The following is an 18,559-nucleotide window of genomic DNA, read 5'->3' as shown; positions in this document are numbered from 1 at the left end:
CGCCACCCCGCGCCGGCCGGTGCTAGCCTCCCCCTCCGAACCAGAAGAACGGGGGAACATCCATGCCGAACCGGCGCCATGTCCTGGCCGGGGCCGCCGCCCTGGCCCTCGCGCGGCCGGCCCTGCCGCGGGCCGAGACCTATCCCAGCCGCCCTGTCAGCCTCCTCATCGGCTACGCGCCGGGCGGGCTGACCGATGTGATGGTGCGGCTGGTGGCCGAGCGGCTGCAGCAGGAGCTCGGCCAGCCCGTGGTGGTCGAGAACCGCACCGGCGCCGCCACCGCCATCGCCGCCACCGCCGTGGCGCAGGCGCGGCCGGATGGCCACACCCTGCTGGTCGGCACCAACAGCCTGGCCATCAACCCGGCGCTGACGCCCGGCGCCACGCCGGCGGACCCTCTGGCGGCCTTCGCGCCCATCGGCGAGGTCTATTACAGCCCCTTCGCCCTGGCGGTGCGCCCGGAAGTGCCGGCGCGGGACCTGGCCGGGCTGATGGCGCTGGCACGCGAGAAGCCGGGCCACCTCAACTACGGCAGCTCCGGCTCCGGCTCGGTGAACCACCTGCTGACCGAGCTGCTGCTGCAGCGCGCCGGCGCGCAGATGACGCACATCCCCTTCCGCGGCGCCGGCCCCGCCCTGCTGGAGCTGCGCACCGGCCGCATCGACCTGTTCTACGCCACGCCGCTCGACGTGCGGCCGCTGGTGCAGGAGGGCAAGGCGCGGCTGCTGGCCATCTCCTCGCCCGGGCGCATCCCGAGCCTGCCGGAGCTGCCCTCGGTGGCGGAGAGCTTCGAGGGCTGCGCGGGCGTGCTGTGGCAGGGGCTGTTCGCGCCCGCCGGCACGCCGCCGCCGGTGCTGGAGCGGCTGCACGGCGCCCTCCGCGCCGCCTTGGCGGACCCGGCGCTGCGTGCCCGGGTGGAGAACCAGGGCGTGGTGCTGATGGACGGGGACGCCGCCGCCCTGCGCCAGCGCCTGGCGGCGGAGATGGCGCTCTGGCCGCCCGTCATCCGCGAGGCCGGCATCACGCCCGGCTGAGCACACCGGACCGCGAGGGATTTCCGCCGCGCCCCGCAACCCGGGGCGCGGCTGCGGCGCTTAGCCAGGGACTCCCCCAACGAGGACCTCCCTGTGCCCCCCGCGATCAACGTCTCTCGTATTTCCGAAGGGCGGCCCAACCCCCTGGGCGCCACCTGGACCGGCCTGGGCGTGAATTTCGCCCTGTTCTCGGCCCATGCCACCAAGGTTGAGCTCTGCCTGTTCGACGCCAGCGGCGAGACCGAGCTGGAGCGGATCGAGCTGCCGGAATACACCAGCGAGGTGTTCCACGGCTTCCTGCCCGATGCACGGCCCGGCACCATCTACGCCTACCGCGTGCACGGCCCCTACGCGCCGGAGGAAGGCCACCGCTTCAACCCCAACAAGCTGGTGCTGGACCCCTACGCGCTGAGCCATGTGGGCGACCTGAAGTGGGACCACGCGCTGTTCGGCTACACCATCGGGCACGAGGCGGAGGACCTCTCCTACGACGAGCGCGACAGCGCGCCCTTCATGCCGAAATGCCGCGTGGTGGACCCCGCCTTCACCTGGGGCAATGACCGCCGCCCGCGCATCCCGTGGGAGCGCACCATCTTCTATGAGGCGCATGTCAAGGGCGTCACCAAGCTGCACCCGCTGGTGCCCGAGGACCAGCGCGGCACCTATGCCGGCCTCGGCAACCGCGACGTGATCCGGCACATCAAGTCGCTCGGCGTCACCTCGGTCGAGCTGCTGCCGATCCACTTCTTCCTCAACGACGACTACCTGCTCGAGAAGGGGATGATCAACTACTGGGGATACAACTCCCTGGGCTTCTTCTCGCCGGCGCGGCGCTACGCCCGCAACCAGGACTTCGCCTTCGCCGAGTTCAAGGAGATGGTGGCCCGGCTGCACGATGCCGGGCTCGAGGTCATCATGGACGTGGTGTACAACCACACGGCCGAGGGCAATGAGCGCGGCGCGACGCTGTCCTTCAAGGGCATCGACAACGCCAGCTACTACCGCCTGCTGCCGGACCAGAAGCGCTACTACATCAACGACACCGGCACCGGGAACACGGTGAACCTCTCCCACCCGCGCGTGCTGCAGATGGTGACGGACAGCCTGCGCTACTGGGTGAACGAGATGCATGTCGATGGCTTCCGCTTCGACCTCGGCACCATCCTGGCGCGCGAGCCGCACGGCTTCGACGACCAGTCCGCCTTCCTCAAGGCCTGCAACCAGGACCCGGTGCTGGCCGACGTCAAGCTGATCGCCGAGCCGTGGGACATCGGGCCGGGCGGCTACCAGGTGGGCAACTTCGCCCCCGGCTGGGCCGAGTGGAACGACAAGTACCGCGACACGGTGCGCGCCTTCTGGGTGGGCGAGGAAGGCAAGGCGGCCGATCTTGGCAACCGCCTCTCCGGCTCGGCCGACCTGTTCGACCACCACGGGCGCAAGCCTTGGGCCAGCGTGAACTTCCTGGCCGCGCATGACGGCTTCACGCTGAACGACCTCGTCACCTACAACGAAAAGCACAACGAGGCGAATGGCGAGGAGAACCGCGACGGCCATTCGCACAACTACTCTTACAACTACGGCGTCGAGGGCCCGACCGACGACCCGGAGATCAATGCGCTGCGCGAGCGGCAGATCCGCAACATGCTGGCCACGCTCTACTTCAGCCAGGGCACGCCGATGCTGCTGGCCGGCGACGAGTTCGGCCGCACCCAGCAGGGCAACAACAACGCCTACTGCCAGGACAACGAGATCTCCTGGCTGGACTGGGATTGGGACGACAAGGGCAAGCGCCTCGCCGCCTTCACCCGCCGCCTGGCCCGGCTGCGGGACCGCTTCCCCGTGCTGCGCCGCGGCCGCTTCCTCTCGGGCGAGTTCCATGAGGCGAGCGGGGTCAAGGGCCTCTCCTGGTTCAAGCCCTCGGGCGAGGAGATGGACAGCGCGGACTGGGAGGACCCCAACACCCGTTGCTTCGCCCGGATGCTGGACGGGCGGGCGCAGGAGAGCGGCATCCGCCGCCCCGGCCATGACGTGACGCTGCTGCAGATCATGAATGCCCACCACGACGCGGTGGAGTTCACCCTGCCGGAGAGCCAGGGTGGCCGCGCCTGGATCCGCCTGCTGGACACCAACATCTTCGGCACCGAGAAGGACGTGGAGGACAAGTTCGAGATCGGCGAGAGCTACACCGTGACCGGCCGCTCCCTGCTGCTCTTCTACCTCGACAAGGAGGAGCCGGAAGGCAACTGACGGAACGCCGTGGCAGGAGGGGCGGCGCCTCCCCTGCCACGCCTCAGCCGGCCGCGCCTCAGCCGGCCGCGCAGCCGGCGCAGAGGCCCTCGACCTCCACCGTGGCGTTGCCGATGCGGAAGCCCGCGCGCCGGGCCGCGTCGTCGAGCGCATGCGCTACGGCATGGTCGCTCAGCTCCACGGTCAGGCCACATTGCCGGCAGATGAGGAATTGGTGGGCATGGTCGTGCCCATGCCCCTCATGGTGCGCGTGCCCGGCCTCGACGCAGCCGATGAAGGCGTTGAGCCGCTCCACCTTGTGGATCAGACCCTGCTCCAGCAGGAAATCCAGCGCCCGGTAGACGGTGGGCGGCGCCGCCCCCGGCCGCTGCGCCTTCAGCCGGTCCAGCAGCGCATAGGCGCCGAGTGGCTGCTCCGCCTCCAGCACCAGCTCCAGCACCTGCCGGCGCAGCGGCGTCAGCTGCACGCCGGCGCGCAGGCAGCGGGCCTCGGCCGCGTGCAGCGCCTGCTCCACCCCGCCCGGCGCGCCGTGGGGCATCCCCTCCGCGCCACCCTGCCCTGCCGCCATGCGCTCTCTCCCGAACCGTCACAGATGTTATATAGTAACCCGACCTGAGTGGAGAAACCGCCCCATGCCGGTTGCCGAACCCGATGCCCGCGCCCGCTTCCTTGCCGCCACGCGGTTCAACGAGCAGGGGCTGGTGCCCGCCATCGCCCAGGACCATGCCACCGGCGAGGTACTGATGATGGCCTGGATGAACGCCGAGGCCCTGCAGGAGACGCTGGCCACCGGACGTGTGGTCTATTTCAGCCGCAGCCGCAACGCGCTCTGGCGCAAGGGCGAGACCTCCGGCCAGGAGCAGCATCTGGTGGACCTGCGGCTGGATTGCGATGGCGACACCATCCTGGCGCTGGTGGCGCAGAAGGGCGTGGCCTGCCACACCGGCCGCCGCTCCTGCTTCTACCAGGCGCTGCGCGAGGGCGAACTGGTGCCGATCGCGGCGCCCGAGGTGGACCCGGCGGTGCTCTATGGCCGTTGATCCGGAGGCCGTTGATCCGGGGGTTGCTGAGGCTCCGTCCTTCCCGCTGCCGGTCACGCTGCTGACCGGCTTCCTCGGCGCCGGCAAGACGACGCTGCTGAACCACCTGCTGAAGCAGCCCGCGATGGCCGGCACCGCCGTGCTGATCAACGAGTTCGGCGAGATCGGGCTCGACCACCTGCTGGTGGAGACGTCCGACGAGGATGCGGTGCTGCTGCAATCCGGCTGCCTCTGCTGCACCATCCGCGGCGACCTCGCCCTGGCGCTGGGGCGCATCGCCGGGCGGGTGCGGCAGGGCCAGGCGCTGCGGCGGGTGGTGATCGAGACCACCGGCCTCGCCGACCCGCTGCCCATCCTGCAGACGCTGATGGCCGAGCCCGCCGTGGCGCGGGACTTCGTGCTGGATGGCGTGGTGACGCTGGTGGACGCGGTGAACGGCGCCGCCACGCTGGATGCCCAGCCCGAGGCGGTGCGGCAGGCGGCGGTGGCCGACCGGCTGCTGCTGAGCAAGACCGACCTCGCCCCGCCCGCCGCGCTGGCGGCGCTGACCGCGCGGCTGCGCGCGCTGAACCCGGGGGTGGTGCCGGTCGCCGTCACCGGCGGCGCGGTGGCGCCAGAGGCCCTGCTGGGCTGCGGCCCCTTCGACCCCGCCACCCGCACCCCCGAGCTGCGCCACTGGCTCGACGAGGCGGCCTGGGCGGAGCACGGGCATGAGCATGGGCACGGGGACCACCACCATGGCCATGTGCATCATGGCCACGACCCGAACCGGCACGATTCACGCATCCACGCCTTCTGCCTGACCTACGACACCCCCCTGCCCTGGGAGGGGCTGGCCACCTGGCTGGAGGTCCTCACCGCCACGCGGGGCGATGCGGTGCTGCGGGTGAAGGGCATCCTGGACCTGGAGGGACAGGACCGGCCGGTGGTGATCCATGGCGTGCAGAGCGTCTGGCACAATCCCACCTTCCTGCCGGCCTGGCCGGCGGGGCAGCCGCGCCGCTCGCGGCTGGTGTTCATCCTGCGCGACCTGCCGCGCAGCGCCATCGAGGAAGGACTGGCCGCCTTCTGCCAGGCCGCGGCGGCCGAGGCGCGCATCGCGGCCGGCTGAGCCGGCTGCGCCGTGGCCGTTCTCCAGCCCGTGCTTTGACGGGGCCAAACCCAGGCGCTTCCCTGGCTTTAACACCACGATGAACCACCGCACCGGAGAACGCCCATGCCGCTGACCATGCCGGAGGAGATCCTCCTGCTCATGCTCGATGACGAGACGGGCCGCCTGACCGACCGCGCCGCGCCCTCGGGCGACTACGCGCTGACCGGCGCCATCCTCGCCGAGTTGCTGCTGGAGGAGCGCATCGCCACCGAGCCCGGCCGCCTCTCGGTGCGCGACGCCACGCCGACGGGCGACGCGGTGCTGGACGAGGTGCTGGGCCGCATCGCCGCCGAGGCGGAGCCGCGGGGCAACCGCTGGTGGATCGAGACCCTGTCGCGCGACGCCGACCGCCACCGCGACCACTATTTCAACCGCCTGATCGAGCGCGGCATCCTGAAGGCGGAGGAAGGGCGCTTCCTCTGGATCTTCCCCGAGCGCCGCTACCCGCAGATCTCCGACAAGGAGGAACGCGAGGTGAAGGCGCGGCTGATGAACGTCATCTTCGAGGAGGGCGTGCCGGAGCCGCGCGACTGCCTGCTGATCGGGCTGACGCGGGCCGCCGGGCTGTTCCCGATGCTGCTGGCCCCCACCGAGCTGGAACGCGCCCAGCCGCGCATCGACGCGGTGGCCGACATGGAGCAGCTCAACCGCAGCCTCTCCGCCGCGGTGCGCGACATCTTCAACGAGGTGGCCCGCTACGCCCCGATGATGTGAGGCCCCGGCGCGGCGCCGCCCCGCAGCGCGGGGCCAGCCCGCGCGTTGCACGATCCATGAGCCAGACCATGACCCCATCCTCCCCCGTCGCCCTCGTCAGCGGCGCCGCGCACGGCATCGGCGCGGGCATCGCCAGCCACCTGAAGCGGGAGGGCTGGCGCGTCGTCACCGCCGACCTCAACCCGGGCGAGGCCGGCACGCGCCATGTCATCGCCGATGTCTCGGACGAGGCGGCGGTCGGTGCGCTGGTGGACGGCATCGCGCGGCAGGAGGGGCGGCTGGACGCGCTGGTCTGCAATGCCGGCATCATGGTGCGCAAGCCGCTGGCCGCGCTCTCCCTCGCCGAATGGAACAAGGTGCTGGGCACCAACCTGACCAGCGCCTTCCTGCTCGCCCGCGCCGCCGAGACGCTGCTCCGCGCGGCGCGCGGCAGCATCGTCACCATCGCCTCCACCCGCGCCCACATGTCGGAGCCGGACACGGAATCCTACTCCGCCACCAAGGGCGGCATCCTGGCGCTGACCCATGCGCTGGCCGTCAGCCTCGGCCCCGACGTGCGGGCCAACTGCGTCAGCCCGGGCTGGATCGATGTCAGCGGGGAGGCATTGCGGCCGGAGGACCACGCGCAGCATCCCGCCGGGCGGGTCGGGCGCGTCGAGGACATCGCGGCGCTGGTGGCGTGGCTGGTGGGGCCGCAGGCGGGCTTCGTCACCGGCGGTGAGTTCGTCGCCGATGGCGGCATGACGCGGAAGATGATCTACGCCGAATGAGGCAGGCGGGGAGAGCACGGCTCCTCCCGCCGCCGTGGCGGCGTGTCAGCGTATCGCCACGCCGCGCTCGCCCGCCGCCTCGCGCTCGGCGATGAGCCGCTTCTCCTGCTCCGCCCCCGCCGCATCCGTCAGGAAGGTGAACAGCGCGAAGCGCCGCCCCTGCGTGACGGGCTGCGCCTCGTGCAGCAGGTCGCAGCAGAACAGCGCCGCGCCGCCCGCCTCCGGCTCGTAGAGGTCCGGGCCGAATTCGGGGAAGCGCAACGCGCCGCCCTGGTATTCGCCCGAGTTGAGGTTGAGGCTCATGGCGAAGCGGCGATGCGCGGTGAAGGGCGTGCGGTTGTCGCGGTGCGCGCCGAAGCCGCCGGCATTGGCGGCGTCGTAGCAGCCGAGGCGCGGCGCCTCGAAGCTGGCGGCACGGAAGCGGAAGGCGCGCCACAGCTCCGGCAGCACGCGCCGCTCCAGCCGCTGGCGGAAGGTGGCGTAGAGCGCGCGGTCGTCCAGCCAGACATCGGTGCGGCGCTTGATGCCGGCGGCCGCTCCCTGGCCGGTGGTGGAGGCCACGCGGTCGTGGCTCTTCTCGCCCTTCTCCCAATGCGCCAGCAGGGCGGCGATCAGCGCCGGCTCCAGCACGCCCGGCACCAGCAGCACCGGCGCGCCGCCGCGGCGGATGACGGGTGGCGCGGCGGCGGGCCTCGGCAGGGCCTCGAGCGCCGCCTCCAGCGCGCCCTCCCCCGCCTGCAGGAAGGCCAGCCGGCCGCGCGGCGAGATCACCGCCACGCCGCCTTCCGGCAGGCCGAAGGCGTTGAACAGGCGGCGCTCCGGGTCGAACAGGCGCCGGGGCGCGTCCTCGCGCCGGGCGGCGCCGTCGGGGCGCTGCGGCGCCACCAGGAAGAGCCGCGCGTCCAGCGCGGCCGCGCGGGCCTGCGCCGCCTCCGGCCGCGCCGGGGGGCGGCCCAGCACCAGCACGCAGGACAGGCCGGCCAGGCTCTGGTGGAACAGGTCCACCGCCTCGCCCGCCGCGTCCGGCAGGGCGATGGGCGGCAGCAGGTCGCCGGGGAGGAGGGTGTTGGTCAGAGGGGTCTGGGCCATGCCCCATAGTGCCGCCGCCGGCCCGGCCCGGCCAGAGGGGGGCCTCCCTCACGAGGCGGGGAGGCCCGGTGCCGGGCCGTGCAGGAACACCCCCAGGGCGCGGCGCACAGGCACGAAATACGCGCAGCAGCGCCACGGCGCGGCGCTGCGCGGCTTGCCGGCCTGACGGTGGAGAGGAGACCGCGGCGCGGTTCCGGCGCGGCGGCTCAGGCGGCCCGGACCTGTTGCAGGAAGCCGCCGATCGTCCCTTCCAGTTCGCCGGACTGGCGCGAGACGGCCTCGGCCGACCGGAGCAGCTCCTGCGCCATCGCCATGGCCTGCTGTGCCGAGCGGCTGACCTCGCCGATGCTGTGCGTCACCGACTGCGTGCCGGAGGCGGCCTGCTGCACGTTGCGGGCGATCTCGTTGGTGGCGGAACCCTGTTCCTGCACGGCGGCGGCGATGGCGGCGGCGATCTCGTTCACCTCGTTGATGGTGTTGGCGATGCTCTGGATGGCCGCCACCGCCTCGCGCGTCGCCTGCTGGATCTGGCCGATCTGCCCGCCGATCTCCTCGGTGGCGCGGGCGGTCTGGCTGGCGAGGTTCTTCACCTCGGACGCCACCACGGCGAAGCCCTTGCCCGCCTCCCCCGCACGTGCCGCCTCGATCGTGGCATTGAGCGCCAGCAGGTTGGTCTGCCCGGCGATGTCGTTGATCAGGTTGACCACCTCCCCGATGCGCTGGGCGCCTTCGGCAAGGGCGCGCACCGTGGTGTCGGTGCGCTGGGCGGCGCTGGCCGCCTCGGCCGCCACGCGGGAGGATTGCGCCACCTGGCGGGAGATCTCGGCGACGGAGGCGGAAAGCTCCTCGGCCGCGGCCGCCACGGTCTGCACATTGGCGCTGGCCTGCTCGGCGGCGCCCGTCACCTCGCCGGCCTGGCGGCAGGAGCTGCCGGCGCCGTCCGAGAGGCTGCGCGCCGAGCCCTGCAGCGCCTGGGCGCCGCCGCGCAACTGCTCGACCAGCCGGGCGGCGCGGGTGTCGAAATCCCCCACTAGGCGCGCCAGCGCATTCGCCCGCTCCTCCATCCGCGCCTTCTCCCGCAGGCGCTCGGCCGCCATCCGGTCCACCTCCAGCATCTTCTCGCGGAACAGGAGGGCGGCGCGGGTGATCTCGGCCACCTCGTTGCTCCCCGAAGGCTGCGGCAGCACGACATGGTGCTCGCCATGGGCGCTGCGCATCATCAGGGCCGCCAGTTGCCGCAGGGGCCGCACGGCGCCGATGCCCAGCATGGCGAAGCCGGCGCCGACCGCCAGAGCGATGCAGAAGACCACGGCCATCAGCGCCTGGAAGCCGCCGGAGGTCTCCCGCGACTGCTGCGAGATGGCCCGGTTGCTGGCTTCCTGGAGGTCGATGAAGGCGTTGATGCGCTTCAGCCATTCGGTGAAGCTCGGCGCCGCCTGCTGCATCAGCATCCGGTGCGCCGCCTCGCCGCGGCCGGCCTCCTGCTCGGCGACGACCTGACGGATCTGCGGCAGGGTGCGCGATTCGATCTCCTTGATACCGGCCAGGATCTCGCGCTCCCGCGCCGTGATGTCGCTGCGGCGGGCGAACATGGTGTCGAGCGCGGTGGCGGATTCGGCGTAGAACCGCGCCAGCCTGTCGATCTCGTCGATGGCGGAGCGCCGCTCCTGCGGCGTGCCGGCCAGGACGACATCGCGCAGGCTGATGGCGCGGTCATGCACGCTGCCGCGGAAGTTGATCGCGTAGCGCTGCTTGACGCTGTTCACGTCGTTCATCAGGGTCAGGTTGTCGTTGATCCCGTTGACTTGGTGGATGGCCACGCCGGTGATCATCGCCATCAGTGCCAGCATGGCCGCGAAGCCCGCCATGATGGCCGTACCGAGAGGCAGCCTTGCAAGCAGCGGCATGAGGCGTTTCCCAATGATGCGGGGGCGGGTCGGAGACACTCCGGCTGGCCCGCCTGCAGGTCTCGCCGCCCTTTCCCCAAGGACGTCCCCACCCTAGTCACCATGCGTTGAAAGAAGGTGAGCGTGGCGGAGAGGCCGGGCGGGCCCGCCCCCTCTCGCCGCCGCGCCGCAAAACCTTTATCCGGGGAGGCATGGTCGCTTCCTCCCTCCGCTTCGAGACGCTGCGTGGCGGCGCGCTGCACCCGCTGCTGCCGGCGCTGGCCCGGCTGCGCATCGCGGTGTTCCGCGACTGGCCCTATCTCTACGAGGGCGACGAGGCCTACGAGGCGCGCTACCTCCGCGCCTATGCCGATGCCCCCGGCGCCGCCGTGGTGGTGGCGCTGGACGGGGCGGAGCCGGTCGGCATCGCCACCTGCGAGCCGATGGGCGAGACCCATGGCACGGTGCGCGCCGCCTTCCTCGATGCCGGGCTGGACCCCGCCCGCTACACCTATTTCGGCGAGAGCGTGCTGCTCGCGCCCTACCGGGGCCAGGGGGCGGGGGTGGAGTTCTTCCGCCGGCGGGAGGAACACGCCCGCAGCCTCGGCACCGACCACGCCGCCTTCTGCGCCGTGCTCCGCGACGCGGCGGACCCGCGCCGCCCGGCGGACTACACCCCGCTCGACGCCTTCTGGCGCAAGCGCGGCTATACCCCCTACCCCGCCCTCGCCTGCACCATGCGCTGGCAGGAGCCGGGCGGGACGGAAGAGGTGCCACACCGCCTCTCCTTCTGGCTGAAATCCCTCACCGGGGCGCCGCTGCCCGCGCTGGAGACCCAAGCATGAGCCGGACGCTCCGCCTCGCCCTGCTGCAATACCCCGTCGAGCGCCCGGGCAGCGTCGCCGCCTGGGAGGCCAAGCTGGACCGCTGGCTGGACGAGGCCCGCGCGCGCGGCGCCGAGATGGCGGTGCTGCCGGAATATGCCTGCGTCGAGCTGGGCTCGGCGCTCGCGGGCCGGTCCCCGGCCGGGGAGGCGGAGGAGCTGGCCGCCATGGTGGAGGCGGCGCCCGCCATCCTGGCCTCGATGCGCCACGCGGCGCGGCGGGCCGGCCTCTGGCTGGTGCCCGGCTCCCTGCCGATGCGCGACGCGGACGGCGCCATCCGCAACCGCGCGCCGCTGATCACGCCGGAGGGCACGCTGGCCTTCCAGGACAAGCACGCCATGACGCGCTTCGAGATGGAGCGCTGGGGCGTGGCTTCCGGCGCCGCGCCGGTGGTGTTCGACACGCCCTGGGGCCGCATCGGCCTCTCCATCTGCTACGACAGCGAGTTCCCCAAGCATGTCCGCGCCCAGGTGGAGGCCGGCGCCTGGCTGGTGCTCGTGCCCACCTGCACGGACACGCTGCACGGCTTCAACCGCGTGCGCTTCTCCGCCGCCGCGCGGGCGCTGGAGAACCAGTGCTTCGTCGCCATCGCCCCCACGGTGGGCGAGGCCGAGTGGTCGGCGGCGCTGGACCGCAACCGCGGCTACGCCGCCGTCTTCGGCCCGATCGACCGCGGCTTCCCGGAGGATGGCGTCATCGCCCATGGCGCGCTGGACGCGCCGCAATGGATCTATGCCGATCTCGACCCCGCGCGCATTGCCCGCGTGCGGGAGGAAGGCGCGGTGCGCAACCACCGGGACTGGCCGCGCCAGGGCTTCCCCGAGCCGGCCGTGGCGCGCTTCGCGTGACGCTGCTCTACCTCGTCGCCGGCGAGGCCTCGGGCGACATGCTGGGCGCCCGGCTGATGGCCGCGCTGCGCCGCCGCCGCCCGGGCCTCACCTTCGCCGGGGTGGGCGGCGAGCGCATGGCCGAGCAGGGCTTCCACAGCCTGTTCCCGATGCGCGAGCTGGCGCTGATGGGTCTGCTGGAGGTGCTGCCCAACCTCCGCCGCCTCGCCCGCCGGCTGGACGAGACGGCCTCCGACATCGCCGCGCGCCGCCCGGCCCTGGTCGTGACCATCGACAGCCCGGGCTTCACCCTGCGCGTGGCGAAGCGCGCCAAGGCCCAGGGGTTCCGCGTGGCGCACTATGTCGCGCCGCAGGTCTGGGCTTGGCGGCCGGGGCGGGTGAGGCGCATCGCCCGCGAGGTGGACCGCATCCTGGCCCTGCTGCCCTTCGAGGCGCCCTTCTTCGAGCGCGCGGGCATCCCGGTTAGCTTCGTCGGCCATTCCATCCTGGAATCGGGCGCCGACCGGGGGGAGGCCGCGCGCTTCCGCGCCGCGCACGGGCTGCGGCCCGAGGAGCGGGTGCTGCTGGTGATGCCCGGCAGCCGGCGCAGCGAGGTGGGGCGGCTGCTGCCCGTCTTCGGCGAGGCGCTGGCGCGGCTCTCGGCCCGCGTGCCCAATCTGCGCCCCGTGGTGCCGCTCGCCGGCCCGGTGGAGGAGGCGGTGCGCGAGGCCGCGGCGCGCTGGCACCCCGCCCCCATCCTGCTGCGCGGCGTGGTGGAGAAATACGACGCCTACGCCGCCGCGCGGGAGAATGGCGCGGGGCTGATCAAGTCCGGCACCTCCTCGCTGGAGGTGGCGCTGGCCGGCGTGCCGATGGTGGTGGGCTACCGCGTCAACCCCCTCACCGCCGCCATCGTGCGGCGGCTGATCAAGGTGCGCTTCGTCAGCATCGTCAACCTGCTGGCCGATGCGCCGGTGATCCCGGAATTCCTGCAGGAGCGCTGCACGCCGGCGCTGCTGGCCGAGGCGCTGGAGGAGCTGCTGACCCGGCCCGGCCCCGTCGCCACCCAGCGCGCCGGCTTCGAGCGGGTGATGAACCGGCTGCGCCCGCCGCAGGGCCTGCCCAGCGAGGCCGCCGCCGAGGCCGTCCTCGCCATGCTCGACGAAGGCTGAACGCCCCACCCCGGAGAAGACACCATGCCCAACGACCCGATGCTGCGGAATGCCGGCGCCTACCCCCTCTGGACAGAGGAGCGCATCCGCTTCGGCGACACGGACCGGCTGGGCCATGTGAACAACGCCGTCTATGGCACCTATCTGGAGACGGCGCGCGTCGAGCTGATGCAGCGCCTGCTGCGCGGGCCGGAAACCTATTTCGTGCTGGCCCGCATGAGCATCGACTACCTGGCGGAGATGCAGGAGCTGGGACCGATCCGCATCGGCACCGCCATCACCGGCATCGGGCGCAGCTCCTTCACCACCGGGCAGGGCGTCTTCCAGGGCGAGATGTGCTCGGCCACGGGGGATGGGGTGGTGGTGCTGGTGGATGCGGCCACCCGCCGCTCCACGCCGCTGCCGGCGGATGTGCGGGCGGCGCTGGAGGAACTGAGCCTGAAGAAGTGAGACGTTCTTTTTTGGAAAAAAGAACCAAAAAACTTTTGTCAGTTGGCGACACGCTGGCGGAGAGCGCGGCGCCAAACTGGCAAAGTCTTTTTGCTTCTTTTTCTTCAGAAAAAGAAGGGACTTACCTCACGCCGCCTTCCGGCGCGCGGCGTCGTAGAGGGCGAGGCGCTTCGTCGCCGCCTCCGTCAGGCCGCCCGTATAGTCCAGCCCCGGGTCGGGCAGCGTCTCGGCGAAGTGGCAGGCCACGCGCTGGCCGGGGGTGATCTCGCGGAGTTCCGGCACTTCCTGCTTGCAGCGCGCCTGCGCGAAGGGGCAGCGCGTGTGGAAGCGGCAGCCCGGCGGCACCGCCATCGGGCTCGGCACGTCGCCGCCCAAGGGGGTGACGCGGCCGCGCCGCGCCGGGTCGGGGTGCGGGATGGCGGCGAGCAGGGCACGGGTATAGGGGTGGCGCGGATTGGCGAACAGCGCGCCCTTGTCGCCGATCTCCATCACCGCGCCGAGATACATGACGGCGATGCGGTCCGCCATGTGCTTCACCACGGCGAGGTCGTGCGCGATGAACAGGTAGGACAGGCCGAGCCGGGCCTGGAGATCCTTCATGAGGTTCACCACCTGCGCCTGGATCGACACGTCGAGCGCCGAGACCGGCTCGTCGCACACCACCAGGTCCGGCTCGACCGAGAGGGCGCGGGCGATGCCGATGCGCTGCCGCTGCCCGCCCGAGAATTCGTGCGGGTAGCGCTCGGCATGGAAGGGCGCGAGGCCCACCAGCCGCAGCAGCTCATGCACCTTGGCGCGGCGGCTGGCATTGTCGCCGATGTTGTGCACCACCATCGGTTCGGCGATGGCGTCGCCCACCGTCAGGCGCGGGTTGAGGCTGGCATAGGGGTCCTGGAAGACGATCTGCATGCGCCGCCGCAGCAGCCGCATGGCACCCCCCTCCACCTTCGTCACGTCCTTGCCCTCGAAGCGGATGGTGCCGGCGGAGGGCTCGATCAGCCGCAGCACCAGACGCGCCGTGGTGGACTTGCCGCAGCCGCTCTCGCCGACCAGCGCCAGCGTCTCGCCGCGGTTCACATGGAAGGAGACGCCGTCGACGGCGCGCACCGTGCCGACCTGCTTCTGGACGATGACGCCCTTCTTCACCGGGTAGTGCTTGGCCAGGCCGGAGACTTCCAGCAGGGGGCTCATGCTGCGCTCTCCAGGGACAGGGCGTTCTCGACGGGGGCGCGGATGCAGGCCGCCTGATGGCCGGGCGTGATCTCGCGCAGCGGCGGCAGCTCCGCCCGGCAGGGGGCGATGGCGAAGGGGCAGCGCGGGTTGAAGCGGCAGCCCTCGGGGAAGGCGAAGGGCGGCGGCACGCTGCCGTCGATCGCCAGCAGCCGCTCCCGCTCCTCGTCCAGCCGTGGCACGGAGCCGAGCAGGCCCAGCGTGTAGGGGTGCTGCGGGTCCTCGAACAATTCGCGGGCGGTGGCGCGCTCGGCCACCTTGCCGGCGTACATCACCGCCACCTCATCCGCCATCTCGGCCACCACGCCCAGATCGTGGGTGATGAGGATGATGGACATGCCGGTATCGGCCTGCAACTCGCGCAGCAGGTCGAGGATCTGCGCCTGCACCGTCACGTCGAGCGCGGTGGTCGGCTCGTCGGCGATCAGCAGGCGCGGCTCGCAGGCCAGCGCCATGGCGATCATCACGCGCTGCCGCATGCCGCCCGAGAGCTGGTGCGGATACTCGTCGAAGCGCCGCTCCGGCGAGGGGATTCGCACGCGCTTCAGCGCCGCGATCGCCTTGTCCTTCAGCGCCGAGGCGTTGAGCCCCGGCGAGTGCACATGCATCGCCTCGGTCAGCTGGCGCCCGACGCTGTGCACCGGGTTGAGGCTGGTCATCGGCTCCTGGAAGATCATGGCGATCTGCCCGCCGCGCACCTGCCGCATCTCGGCGGTGGAGAGGTCGAGCAGGTTGCGCCCCTCCAGCAGCACGCGGCCTTCCACCGTGCGGCCGGGGGGCGGCACCAGCCGCATGATGGAGAGCGACAGCATCGACTTGCCGCAGCCGCTCTCGCCCACGATGCCCAGCGTCTTGCCGCGCGGCACGGAGAGGTCGATGCCGTCCACGGCACGCACCAGGCCGGAGGAGGTCTTGAAGACCGTGCGAAGGCCCTCGATACGCAGAAGATCCGGCTGCATCACGCCCATCGGAAAGTGGGAGGGGAAATCTTGTCGACCGGGCGGTGCGCCCAGTCCTGCTGCGGCGCGCGGGCGACGATGCGCTTCTGCGCCTCGTCCAGATGCGCGGCCGCGCCTTCGTAGTCCATGGTCAGCACCTTGCCGTCGCGCACCACCGCCTGGCCGTCGACATGGACGGAGCGGATGGCGCGGTCGCCCGCGGCGTAGATCAGGCTGCGCATCGGGTCGCGGGCGGGGCGCATCTGCGGGTGGGTCACGTCCACCATGACGAAATCCGCGCGGCAGCCCGGGGCGAGCCGGCCGATATCGTCACGGTTCAGCGCGGTCGCGCCGCCGATGGTCGCCGCGTCGAACAGGTCGGTGGAGGAGAGGCTGCGCGGGTCCTCGGACTGGGTGCGCGCGAGGTAGGAGACCAGCCGCAGTTCGTCGAGCATGTTGTGCGGATAGGTATCGGTGCCGACGCCCATGTTGACGCCGCGCTTGCGGTAGCGCCCGAAGGACCGCATGGCGATGCCGCGCCGGGCGAACACGGTGGGGCAATGCGCCACCGTGGTCCCCGTCGCCGCGAGGCGATCCAGGTCGTTCTCGGTGTGCCACTTCGTCCGCGGGTGGTCGTCGAGGAAGATGCCGTGGCCGATGATCGAGCGCTCGGAGAGCAGGTCCATGCTGTCGAGCCAACCGATCGGCGTGAAGCCGCTGCGGCGGGTGATCTCGTGGAACTCGTGGACGCTCTGCGCCGCGTGGATCTGCCAGGAGAGATTTCTCTTCGCGGCCTCCTGGAAGCTCTCCCGCAGAAGAGTTTCCGAGCAGGTGTCGATCTGCGCCGGCACCACCATGCCGAAGAGGCGGCCGGAGGAGTGCTGCTCGGCGCGCTCGATCAGGCTGAAGGCCTCGGCCATCGACTTCTCGCCGGCGGCCTCGTCCCAGGCATACTCGACCGTGTGGCCGTTCTTGGTGGCCCAGCGCGCCGAGCGGAACATCGGCGCGATGCAGACCCGCATGCCGCTCTCGCCCAGCAGGTCGAGCCAGCCGGGATGCGCCATGGACAGGTCGGCGACCGTGGTGACGCCGGAGAGCAGCAGCTCCGACAGTGCCACCCGGACGCAGGAGGGCACCGCCTCCGCATCGGCCCGGAAGATCGGCATGTATTCGTAGAGCGAGGAATTGTAGAGGCCGGGGGAGCCGATCTCGTCGATCAGCCCCTTGTTCATCGGCTCGCTGGAGGGGTGGCAGTGGATGTTCACGAGGCCGGGCATGACCATCATGCCCTTGCCGTCGATCACCTCGTCCGCCGGGCCGTCATAGCCGCGGCCGACGAAGGTGATCTGGCCGTCGCGATAGGCCACCTCCGCATCCGTGAGATAGATGTGCTGCTTCTCGGCCGCGTCCCAGGCGATCACCAGGTCGGCGTTGCGGATGACGGTGGTGGTCATGTCCCCTGCCCTTCCCTGTCCGTGGTTCAGCGCGTCAGCCGCAGGTCGAGGCCCTTGTAGAGGCCCGCGCCATAGAGGCCGTGCGCCTTGGCGCCTTCCACCCGCTGCGCCGCGGCGAGGTAGAGGCTCTCCCGCGCGATCGGGAACCAGACGTTGTTGCGCGCGACGATCTTCTGCACCTCGGCGATCGCCTTGGCGCGCTCCTCGGCGGAGAGCGCGGTCTTGGCGGTGTTGAGCAGCTTGTTGGTCGCCTCGTCGTTCCAGTTCATGCGGTTCGGCGTCGGCCGGTTGGCGCCGTCGAAGTAGAGGGCGAAGCCGTCGGTCGCCGAGATGTAGGGGTAGGACATCACGAAGCTGTCGAACTCCTGCGTCGCCAGCTTGCCCCAGGCCACCGTCGCGTCCCAGAGCTGGATGCGCAGGTCGATGCCAACGCGGCGCAGGTCGGCCTGCATCGCCTCGGTCATGCGGCGCCACTCGGCGGTCTGGATGCCATAGACGTTGAAGGAGGCGCGCTCGCCGCCCTTCTCGCGGATGCCGTCGGCGCCGGGCTTCCACCCCGCCTCGTCCAGCACCTTGCGGGCGGCGTCGGCGTTGAACTGCGGCACCAGCTTGGCGGCCTCGGCGTCATAGCCCAGCGTGTTGGGGTTGACATAGGCATCGGCCGGCTCGGCGGCGCCGAAGAACACGGCCTTGACCAGCGCCTCGCGGTTGACGGCCATGTTCACGGCCTGGCGGATGGCGGGGTCGTTGACCACCGGCTTGTCCACCTTGAAGCCCAGGAAGTAGTCCCAGAAGTAGTTCGGCTGGGTCGACATCTTGATGGTGGGCAGGCGCTGCAGCTGCGCGACCGCGAAGGGCGGCACGTACTGGGTGATGTCGCCCTGGCCCGTCTGCAGCGCGGCGAGGCGGGTGTTGGCCTCGGGGATGATGCGCCAGATCACCTTGCCGATCTGCGGGCTGCGGTTCTGGTAGATCGGCGGACCCCAGGTGTAGTTGGGGTGCTTGGTCAGCACCAGGTCCTGGCGCGGGGTCCAGGACTGCCAGCAATAGGGGCCGGTGCCGTTGAAGCCCTGCACGCCGAAATTGGCGCCGAGCTTCTCCACCGACTCCTTGTCAACGATCGAGGCGAAGAACAGCGTCAGCTGGTAGAGCAGCTCGCCATAGGGCTCGTTCAGCTCGTACTCGACCGTGTAGTCGTCGGTGGCGCGGATCTCCTTGAGCGGGCCGGCGCGCCACTTCACCGGGCTGCGCGTCTCGGGCGCCACCCAGCGGTTGATCGAGTAGACCACGTCGGCCGCCGTCATCTTCTTGCCGTCGCAGAACGTCACGTCCCGGCGCAGCTTGAAGGTGTAGAGCTTGCCGTCCTCGCTCACCGTCCAGCTCTCGGCCAGGCCGGGCTTGACCGTCTTCTGGTCGAAGTCGAGCGAGACCAGCGTGTCGGACATCATGTAGATGACCTCGCCGGCGCTGCGCGCGGTGGAGCGCGCCGGGTCGTAGCGGTCGGCGTCGTATTCGCGCAGCACCACCAGCGTGTCGCGCGGCGCGGCCTGCGCCAGCGCATCCGCCACCGGGACGGTCGCGGCCAGCGACAGCAGCGCGGCCCCCAGGGTCTTCTTCATCCACTCTCTCCCATCGGCCCGTCGCATCCGCGCGGGCCTGTTATCCGAAGCC

The 18,559-nt window shown here is 71.4% G+C and carries 17 protein-coding genes; 10 read left to right on the top strand and 7 right to left on the bottom strand.

Annotation, left to right across the window (positions count from 1 at the left end; translation table 11 throughout):
* Positions 1-62 precede the first annotated feature (62 nt).
* Both CR165_RS00200 and glgX read left to right on the top strand, forming a co-directional pair.
* The gene (locus tag CR165_RS00200) at positions 63-1,034 is read left to right on the top strand and encodes a Bug family tripartite tricarboxylate transporter substrate binding protein (protein ID WP_109514949.1); all 972 of its coding nucleotides are present in this window, start codon (positions 63-65) and stop codon (positions 1,032-1,034) included.
* 93 nt (positions 1,035-1,127) lie between these two features.
* Complete coding sequence (glgX, locus tag CR165_RS00195; protein WP_109514948.1) at positions 1,128-3,281, top strand: glycogen debranching protein GlgX; 2,154 nt, start codon at positions 1,128-1,130, stop codon at positions 3,279-3,281.
* 58 nt (positions 3,282-3,339) lie between these two features.
* On the opposite strand, the gene CR165_RS00190 is transcribed toward glgX, so the two are convergent.
* A complete protein-coding gene (locus tag CR165_RS00190) occupies positions 3,340-3,849 on the bottom strand; it encodes a Fur family transcriptional regulator (RefSeq protein ID WP_109514947.1) in 510 nt (169 codons plus the stop codon).
* 64 nt (positions 3,850-3,913) lie between these two features.
* Between CR165_RS00190 and hisI the strand changes: the two genes are divergently transcribed.
* From hisI to CR165_RS00170, 4 genes are all read left to right on the top strand, one after another.
* Positions 3,914-4,321 carry a phosphoribosyl-AMP cyclohydrolase gene (hisI, locus tag CR165_RS00185; RefSeq protein ID WP_109514946.1) on the top strand — a complete coding sequence of 136 codons (408 nt, stop codon included), beginning with the start codon at positions 3,914-3,916 and terminating at the stop codon, positions 4,319-4,321.
* Positions 4,311-5,432 (top strand): CobW family GTP-binding protein, encoded by a 1,122-nt coding sequence (locus CR165_RS00180; protein ID WP_109514945.1) that lies wholly within the window; start codon positions 4,311-4,313, stop codon positions 5,430-5,432. Before hisI ends, CR165_RS00180 begins: the two co-directional genes overlap by 11 nt.
* Before the next feature lie 105 nt (positions 5,433-5,537).
* Positions 5,538-6,188, top strand: coding sequence for a GOLPH3/VPS74 family protein (locus tag CR165_RS00175; RefSeq protein WP_109514944.1), 651 nt, complete (start codon positions 5,538-5,540; stop codon positions 6,186-6,188).
* Between the two features lie 68 nt (positions 6,189-6,256).
* The gene (locus tag CR165_RS00170; RefSeq protein ID WP_245906019.1) at positions 6,257-6,958 is read left to right on the top strand and encodes an SDR family oxidoreductase; all 702 of its coding nucleotides are present in this window, start codon (positions 6,257-6,259) and stop codon (positions 6,956-6,958) included.
* A 45-nt stretch (positions 6,959-7,003) separates the two neighbouring features.
* Here the strand turns inward: CR165_RS00170 and CR165_RS00165 are convergent, their stop codons facing one another.
* The gene (locus tag CR165_RS00165) at positions 7,004-8,047 is read right to left on the bottom strand and encodes a 2OG-Fe(II) oxygenase family protein (RefSeq protein ID WP_109514942.1); all 1,044 of its coding nucleotides are present in this window, start codon (positions 8,045-8,047) and stop codon (positions 7,004-7,006) included.
* A gap of 206 nt (positions 8,048-8,253) precedes the next feature.
* Complete coding sequence (locus CR165_RS00160) at positions 8,254-9,954, bottom strand: methyl-accepting chemotaxis protein (RefSeq protein WP_109514941.1); 1,701 nt, start codon at positions 9,952-9,954, stop codon at positions 8,254-8,256.
* Between the two features lie 191 nt (positions 9,955-10,145).
* Here CR165_RS00160 and CR165_RS00155 point away from each other — a divergent pair, with 191 nt between their 5' ends.
* From CR165_RS00155 to CR165_RS00140, 4 genes are read left to right on the top strand one after another with little or no spacing between them, the layout of a single operon-like run.
* Positions 10,146-10,778 carry a GNAT family N-acetyltransferase gene (locus tag CR165_RS00155; protein WP_181377945.1) on the top strand — a complete coding sequence of 211 codons (633 nt, stop codon included), beginning with the start codon at positions 10,146-10,148 and terminating at the stop codon, positions 10,776-10,778.
* A complete protein-coding gene (locus CR165_RS00150) occupies positions 10,775-11,665 on the top strand; it encodes a carbon-nitrogen hydrolase family protein (RefSeq protein WP_245906017.1) in 891 nt (296 codons plus the stop codon). Before CR165_RS00155 ends, CR165_RS00150 begins: the two co-directional genes overlap by 4 nt.
* The gene (lpxB, locus tag CR165_RS00145; protein ID WP_245906016.1) at positions 11,662-12,816 is read left to right on the top strand and encodes a lipid-A-disaccharide synthase; all 1,155 of its coding nucleotides are present in this window, start codon (positions 11,662-11,664) and stop codon (positions 12,814-12,816) included. The genes CR165_RS00150 and lpxB overlap by 4 nt, the downstream gene beginning before the upstream one ends.
* 24 nt (positions 12,817-12,840) lie before the next feature.
* A complete protein-coding gene (locus CR165_RS00140) occupies positions 12,841-13,266 on the top strand; it encodes an acyl-CoA thioesterase (protein WP_109514939.1) in 426 nt (141 codons plus the stop codon).
* 126 nt (positions 13,267-13,392) lie between these two features.
* Here CR165_RS00140 and CR165_RS00135 read toward each other — a convergent pair whose 3' ends face one another.
* From CR165_RS00135 to CR165_RS00120, 4 genes are read right to left on the bottom strand one after another with little or no spacing between them, the layout of a single operon-like run.
* On the bottom strand, positions 13,393-14,457 hold the full coding sequence (locus tag CR165_RS00135) for an ABC transporter ATP-binding protein (protein ID WP_109514938.1): 1,065 nt from the start codon (positions 14,455-14,457) through the stop codon (positions 13,393-13,395).
* Positions 14,454-15,455, bottom strand: a complete 1,002-nt coding sequence (locus tag CR165_RS00130) for an ABC transporter ATP-binding protein (protein ID WP_109515443.1) — start codon at positions 15,453-15,455, stop codon at positions 14,454-14,456. The genes CR165_RS00135 and CR165_RS00130 overlap by 4 nt, the downstream gene beginning before the upstream one ends.
* Complete coding sequence (locus tag CR165_RS00125) at positions 15,455-16,888, bottom strand: amidohydrolase family protein (protein ID WP_109514937.1); 1,434 nt, start codon at positions 16,886-16,888, stop codon at positions 15,455-15,457. The genes CR165_RS00130 and CR165_RS00125 overlap by 1 nt, the downstream gene beginning before the upstream one ends.
* A gap of 26 nt (positions 16,889-16,914) precedes the next feature.
* The gene (locus CR165_RS00120; protein ID WP_109514936.1) at positions 16,915-18,507 is read right to left on the bottom strand and encodes an ABC transporter substrate-binding protein; all 1,593 of its coding nucleotides are present in this window, start codon (positions 18,505-18,507) and stop codon (positions 16,915-16,917) included.
* Between the last annotated feature and the right edge of the window lie 52 nt (positions 18,508-18,559).

Source organism: Teichococcus aestuarii, assembly GCF_003116135.1.
Lineage (GTDB): Bacteria > Pseudomonadota > Alphaproteobacteria > Acetobacterales > Acetobacteraceae > Pseudoroseomonas > Pseudoroseomonas aestuarii.
Note: the sequence above shows the minus strand (reverse complement) of the source record. Positions and strands in the feature narration are given on the sequence as shown.